Annotated in this window: 6 protein-coding genes and 1 tRNA gene; 4 read left to right on the forward strand and 3 right to left on the reverse strand. The window is 65.1% G+C overall.

Annotated features, from left to right (window positions below; translation table 11 throughout):
- The gene (locus tag ACLMAL_RS29690) at window positions 1-1,518 is read left to right on the forward strand and encodes a flavin-containing monooxygenase (protein ID WP_412002103.1); all 1,518 of its coding nucleotides are present in this window, start codon (window positions 1-3) and stop codon (window positions 1,516-1,518) included.
- Here ACLMAL_RS29690 and ACLMAL_RS29695 read toward each other — a convergent pair.
- Window positions 1,515-2,732, reverse strand: coding sequence for an FAD-dependent oxidoreductase (locus ACLMAL_RS29695; RefSeq protein WP_412002104.1), 1,218 nt, complete (start codon window positions 2,730-2,732; stop codon window positions 1,515-1,517). The two genes, ACLMAL_RS29690 and ACLMAL_RS29695, sit on opposite strands and share 4 nt — an antisense overlap.
- A gap of 80 nt (window positions 2,733-2,812) precedes the next feature.
- Here ACLMAL_RS29695 and ACLMAL_RS29700 point away from each other — a divergent pair, with 80 nt between their 5' ends.
- Window positions 2,813-3,286, forward strand: coding sequence for a MarR family winged helix-turn-helix transcriptional regulator (locus ACLMAL_RS29700; protein ID WP_412002105.1), 474 nt, complete (start codon window positions 2,813-2,815; stop codon window positions 3,284-3,286).
- Between the two features lie 218 nt (window positions 3,287-3,504).
- Window positions 3,505-4,203, forward strand: coding sequence for a hypothetical protein (locus tag ACLMAL_RS29705; RefSeq protein ID WP_412002106.1), 699 nt, complete (start codon window positions 3,505-3,507; stop codon window positions 4,201-4,203).
- A 46-nt stretch (window positions 4,204-4,249) separates the two neighbouring features.
- Here the strand turns inward: ACLMAL_RS29705 and ACLMAL_RS29710 are convergent, their stop codons facing one another.
- Complete coding sequence (locus tag ACLMAL_RS29710; RefSeq protein ID WP_412002107.1) at window positions 4,250-4,723, reverse strand: hypothetical protein; 474 nt, start codon at window positions 4,721-4,723, stop codon at window positions 4,250-4,252.
- A 35-nt stretch (window positions 4,724-4,758) separates the two neighbouring features.
- Window positions 4,759-5,835 carry a MerR family transcriptional regulator gene (locus tag ACLMAL_RS29715; protein WP_412002108.1) on the reverse strand — a complete coding sequence of 359 codons (1,077 nt, stop codon included), beginning with the start codon at window positions 5,833-5,835 and terminating at the stop codon, window positions 4,759-4,761.
- Between the two features lie 142 nt (window positions 5,836-5,977).
- Here ACLMAL_RS29715 and ACLMAL_RS29720 point away from each other — a divergent pair.
- Window positions 5,978-6,051: transfer RNA gene (locus ACLMAL_RS29720), tRNA-Met, on the forward strand.
- Window positions 6,052-6,199: the final 148 nt, after the last annotated feature.

Genomic DNA, 6,199 nt, shown 5'->3' on the forward strand with positions numbered 1-6,199 from the left:
ATGACCGAGACTGTCGTAGCTCCGGAACACCTCGATGTCGTGATCGTCGGCGCAGGGTTGTCCGGAATCGGCGCCGCCTACCGGCTGCAGGCCGAATGCCCGACCAAGACCTACGCGGTCCTCGAGGCGCGCGACGCACTGGGCGGCACCTGGGATCTGTTCCGCTATCCGGGTATTCGCTCGGACTCCGACATGTTCACCCTCGGCTATCCGTTCAAGCCGTGGCGCGACGCCAAGTCGATCGCCGACGGTCCGTCGATCCTGCGCTACGTCCAGGAGACGGCCACCGAGTTCGGCATCGACCGGAATATCCGTTACGGAACCAAGGTCGTCGCGGCCGACTGGTCCACGGACAGGGCTCGCTGGACGCTCACTCTCGAATCTCGCGACGTCTCGGGCGACACCGAGCGACGCACGCTCACCTGCGGCTTTCTCTATGCCTGCGCCGGGTACTACAACTACGACCACGGTCACGCCCCCGACTTCCCCGGCGCCGACACCTTCGCCGGACAGATCGTGCACCCGCAGTTCTGGCCCGAAGATCTCGACTACGCGGGCAAGCGGGTGGTCGTCATCGGCAGCGGCGCCACCGCCGTCACCCTGGTTCCGTCGATGGCCGACCAGGCCGAACTGGTGACGATGCTGCAGCGCTCACCGACCTGGATCAGCGCCGTCCCCGGCCGGGACAAGCTGGCCGACCGCCTCCGCGCGACGCTGCCGCCCAATCTGGCGCACCGCCTGATCCGCACCAAGAACATCCTGTTCAACATCGGCTTCTATCAGTACTGCCGACGCCGCCCGGAGGCCGCGCGCAAACTGCTCACCGGTCTGACCACGCGCATCTTGAAGGACGAACAGGCTGTTGCCGAACACTTCACGCCGACCTACGACCCTTGGGATCAGCGCCTGTGCGCAGTGCCCAACGCCGACTTCTTCAAGGCGATGAAGAAAGGCAAGGCCGAAGTCGTCACCGATCACATCGATTCCTTTGTTCCCGAAGGCATCCGGCTGAAGTCCGGCCGAATTCTCGAGGCCGACATCATCATCACCGCGACCGGTCTGCAACTACTGGCCTTCGGTGGCATCGCCCCGCAGGTCGATGGCGAGTCGGTGGCGCTGTCGGATCAATTCGTCTGGCAGGGCGCAATGCTCACCGGCGTCCCCAATTTCGCGGTCTGCATCGGCTACACCAACGCCTCCTGGACCCTGCGCGCCGACCTGACCTCGCGGCTGGTTTGCCGGGTCCTCAACCACATGGACAAGAACAGCTACGCCGCGGTGGTGCCCAAGCCCGACGGAAAGCTCGACGAACGCCCCCTGCTCGACCTCGCCTCTGGATACGTCCAACGCTCGATCGGCGACTTCCCCCGCCAAGGCGACCGCCACCCGTGGAAGGTCAGGCAGAACTACCTGCTCGACTCCGCAACCACCATGCGCACCGGCCTGCACAAGACCCTCGAGGCAACCCCGAAGTCCGCAGTGCGCCACCGCGACTTGTCGGGTGCGCCTCAGCGTTAAACCTGCTGGGGCTCCCAGCTGATCCGGTAGTCGAAGATCCAATTCAATGGTGCGACACCGGCTTTCGCGGCCTTCTTCAAGAAGTACGGCGTCAGCAGTCGCACCAGCAGTCGCCCGAGCCCGTTCGAGGCCTTGTCGCTGCTGGTCTCCGCGCCGTAGGCGACCACCCGTTCGACGCGCGCTCTGCGACGGTCCTCGTAGGCGGCCAATGCCGCGGCGGTGTCGGGGATGTCGCGCAGGCACGTCGCCAGCGTGACGGCATCCTCGACCGCCATCGACACGCCCTGGCCGGAGGAGGAGGCCACGGCATGCGCTGCATCTCCGACGATGACCATATTGTCGTTGTGCCACGTCGTGACCGTCGGCAGGTCGTATTGGTTGAAGCCGGGCACGAAGGTGTCATCCGGAGTTGCCGCCACAATGCGCGCGGCAGGTCCACGATCGGCGGACAGCAATTCGACGAGCTGATCCCGCCATTGTGCCTGGGTGGTGCTTTCGCCGGCGGATTGCGAGAGTTCTTGCGAACGAGGCATGTTCGCGAACCACCAGATTTCGCCGTCCGGTGCGACGAGGTAGCCGAAGAACGCCTTCTTGCCGAAGATCATGCTGTAAATACCGGGACGTAGCCCGAGTTCGGCGTGCAGCGTTCGGTCGGTGACGAATCCGCCGAGACCATAGATCCCGAGAAAATGTGCTTTCGGTGCGGCTGGGTCGATGATTTCCCTGGTGTGGGAACGGATTCCGTCGGCCCCGATCAGCACGTCCGCCTCGAGGGTCGACCCGTCGGCGAAGGTTGCGCTGACGCCGTGGCCGGTCGACACCGCGCTCACCAGCCGCTTGTTGTACTCGTAGCGCACGCCCCGCCGGGTTGCCTCGGCATTGAGCGCCCGGTACATGTCGCGTCGCTTGATGCTGTGGGTGACGGTGCCGTCGGGAAGGGTTCCGCCGATCGGCATGTCGGTGATGTGTTTGCCGGAGCTGGTCGAAAACGACAGCGTGCCGGTCGGGTATCCGATCTCGGTCACCACGTGGTGGGCGTCCAGCAGCGCCAGCGCCGACAGCCCGTTCACCGCCACGGTCAGGTAGGCGCCGATCTGCTCGGCGGCGGCCTCGTTGTACGCCTCGCAGACGATCGGTTCCAGCCCCGCCCGCAGCAGGGCCATCGCGGTCACCGGTCCGGCAATCCCGCCGCCGATGATCAGTGCCTTCTTCATGGTGTCTCCTCCAGCTCGTTCTCGATCGTGATGTATCTTGATAATCAAGACATAGATAGTTTGAACATCGAGAGGTTTGAATGTCAAGAGAAGAGTTGGAGGGGCTCCGTGCGCAGGTCGGACACGAGTCGCAGGCCCTGCAGGCGGCCGTCGACTCTGTCGACCAAGCCGCTGCGGTGGTGCTCGGCATCAACCGAACCGATCTGCGCTGCTTGGAAGTTCTCTGGCATGGCGACTCGACTCCGGGCGAACTCGCCGCCGAGCTCGGCCTCACCAGCGGCAGTGTCACCACCATGCTCGATCGTTTGTCGAAACTCGATTACGTCGTGCGCCATCCCGGGTCGGGCGACCGTCGCAAGGTGCTCATCCGCATCACCGAAATCGGACTCGCTCGGATAATGCAGATCTACGGCCCGATCGTGCAGGAAGGCTCCGAGGAGATCGCCCGCTACACCGCGGCCGAACTGCGCACCGTCATCGATTTCCTGCGCTGCTCCCGTGAACTCCAAGAGCGTCACCGAATCCGCATCGCCGCTCTCTCCGAGCGGGCCTGATACTGCAACGGCACTCAGATGAGTGGGCGGCCGCAACGCCTGTCGGACCTCTCGGGCGGCGATGCATCGTTGGCGATCCATTGTTGCCAACCTCGGGAAGCATGCGCTCGGCAGTTTCGCGAAAGGCCCAGTGTGACAGGGGTTCTGCTCGATCGCGGAGTCTGGTCATCGTGAGGTTCGCGACACCCGTCCCCGCGGGTTCGCTTACGCTCTGATTCATGGCCGCCCAGCAGACTCCGTGGTCAGATCCGCCCAGGATTTGGTCCAGCGAGCGGCGCCGTGCCCCGATCTCGGGGCCGACGCAGGTCGGTGTCGGCGGCGCACGACCAACGCGGGGCGGCGGTTCTGCGGTCGGCGATCCCGGTCAGGCACCGGAAGCATCAGCGGTATTCGGCCCGCCGGTGCCGTATTCGCCCAGCGACGAGGCTGCCCGCCGGGAGGAGCTGTACCGCCCGCCGGCCGCCGAGACTGCGCCGCAGCATTCGCAGCCCGAGCCGCCGAACAGAACTGGATTGTTGATCGGGGTCGGCGTGGTCCTGCTGATCATCATCGGCCTGCTGCCAATGATACTGCACGACAACTCGACATCGACAAGCAGCTCACCGAATGTCAAAGCGTCGCAGGCTACGACGGCGAGCGTCAAGGTCGCACCGGCGGCATCCGCTGCCAAGTTCGTCCGCGGTATTGCTGTCGGCAGGGTCGCTGCCAACGACGGATCGACACTCACGGTCGAAGGCGTGCTGGGCAGCGTGGCCGTGGTGCGCATCGACACACGCACTCGGGTCCTGATGTTGGCCGCGGTCCGTGCGGCCGATGTAAAGGTCGGCACGATGGTTATCGTGCAGGGGGACAAAACATCCGATGGCACCATCAAGGCGAAATACATCGTAGGTGACGGCGCTCCCTTCAGTCGATGATCAGGTCATCGCGGCACTCGTGGCGGGTAGCGGATCACCCGGTGTTTCAACGCCCGTCGGGCGCGGAACTTCTGCGCGCTGTTTCCCGCACGCGAATAGACTGGGCGACCTCGTCAACCGCCTTGCGAACGATCGCTCCGTAAGCGTCGTCACCGAGGGTGTGGAGACTGTTGCGGGCCGCGTCGATCTCACGTTGCGCGGCATCGAAGGAGCCGAGTCGGCGATAGTTGTCTGCCAGGTTCAGGTGCAGTGAGGGGTAGAAGCCGCGCACGTCGAGTTGGGCGTCGTATTGCCTGGCGCGGTCGGCGGTCATGCTGTCTGCCGCGTCCAGTGCCCGGATATCCCACGAAAGCGCCTGCGCCGCATCCTCGTACAGATCCGCTAGGTAGTGCGCAACAGTGCAGCGGTGCAACGGGTCACCCTGTGGCCCGAGGGAATCCCAGATCTCCCGCAGCGCATTGCGGGCGGCGTCCGGAGAACCTTCGCGCCCGAGGGTGATCGCGCGAGTGATCGCCGCCATCGTTTCATCCGGCGATCCTGCTGTGGCCGAGGCCGTCATACGTTGTGTCCCTTCGAGTTCGGGTGTGCTGTGGGCATTACCAGCGTGGTGAGGTCGCCGTCGGTCGCCGAACGGATGAGGACCGGCAAGTCGGGCGCGGCGATGTCGAGCATGATCTCCGGGCCGAGCGCGGCACCGATCGCGGGTGACAGGGTCGTGGCGGCGAAGGCGAGATCGATGCCGGGTCCTCCGGTCAGCGTCACGGGCAGTCGCGCGGTGCGGCCGTCGGCGCGCGACAAAGCCAGCTCCGTCGCTTCGACGGAGAAGGTGATCGTGCCGTCGTAACCTTCGGTCATGTCCAACAGTCGGTCGCGCATCACCAGCACGCGCGTCCGCACCGGTGCCAGCCCCGTCAGCATTGCGCGATAGTCCGGGAACGAATCATCGATCGTGCGGCATCGGCGCTCGCTGCCGCCGGCTACGACGACGAGCGCTCCCGTCGCGGGGGCCACGGTGACCTCCTCGGCCTCGCGAAGCCAGGAACCGATCGACGCGAGATCGCCCGCGTCGACAACCAGTGACCAGTCAGCGGCCGGCCGGCCCAGCGCCATCGTTCTTGTCGAAAGCCGATACCGGTCCGTTGCCGTCAACGTCAGCGAACCCGCGCTCGCCTCGACCAGAACACCAGCGAGTACCGGTATTTCGTCGGTCCGGGCCGTGGCGGAACGCACTTGGTCGATCGCCGTTGCGAGCGTCGCTGCGGACAAGCCAGTCTGCCCTGTGGCCTCATCGCCGATCGTGCTCTTGATCGTCCGAGCGACCACCGCCGCCTCATCCGCTTGCCGCCGCAGCTCCAGTACATGCGCGTCGAGCAATCGCGCCGCCCGCCCGACATCCCCTGCCAAGATCTCCGAAATGACCTCGAGCGGCATCCCGATCCCTCTGAGCTGCCGGATCATCACTGCCCGCGCGCACTGCGATTCGCGGTAATACCGATACCCGGTCGCGCCATCGACCCGCGCGGGAACCAGCAGCCCGCAGTCGTCGTAGAACCGCAGTGCACTCGGCGTGAGCCCACTGGCCCGCGCCAGCACCCCGATGGTGATCAACTCCTCCGACCCGAATTCCGTCACTCGGCCATCATGGAGCTTCAAGTAACCCGAAGGTCAACACCGGTGCCCTCGCCTGCCGCGAACCGCCTGGCCGGTCCCGTGAGGCATGGCCCGGCCGTTGGCAAAACCGTCTCCAGAAGTCGAGTAGACTGGCGACTACCGACGCGGGGTGGAGCAGCTCGGTAGCTCGCTGGGCTCATAACCCAGAGGTCGCAGGTTCAAATCCTGTCCCCGCTACTAGGAAACGGCCCGGAACGCAATGGGTGAATTCAAGGGGTCGTCGCAACACTGCCTGCTTTTAGCGGGTAAGTAGATCACGCAGACGCTCGGCTGGGGTTTCCCAGTCGAGCGTTTTGCGTGGACGATCGTTGAGTTGGTGAGCGAC

It is taken from the genome of Nocardia sp. CWNU-33 (assembly GCF_046764895.1).
In the GTDB taxonomy this organism is placed as follows: Bacteria; Actinomycetota; Actinomycetes; order Mycobacteriales; family Mycobacteriaceae; genus Nocardia.

Bases quoted from the DNA above. Each gene is read 5' to 3' on its own strand.
- ACLMAL_RS29710 (WP_412002107.1), bottom strand. From the start codon at position 4,723: ATGGCGGCGATCACTCGCGCGATCACCCTCGGGCGCGAAGGTTCTCCG.
- ACLMAL_RS29700 (WP_412002105.1), top strand. From the start codon at position 2,813: ATGTCAAGAGAAGAGTTGGAGGGGCTCCGTGCGCAGGTCGGACACGAG.
- ACLMAL_RS29690 (WP_412002103.1), top strand. From the start codon at position 1: ATGACCGAGACTGTCGTAGCTCCGGAACACCTCGATGTCGTGATCGTC.
- ACLMAL_RS29695 (WP_412002104.1), bottom strand. From the start codon at position 2,732: ATGAAGAAGGCACTGATCATCGGCGGCGGGATTGCCGGACCGGTGACC.
- ACLMAL_RS29705 (WP_412002106.1), top strand. From the start codon at position 3,505: ATGGCCGCCCAGCAGACTCCGTGGTCAGATCCGCCCAGGATTTGGTCC.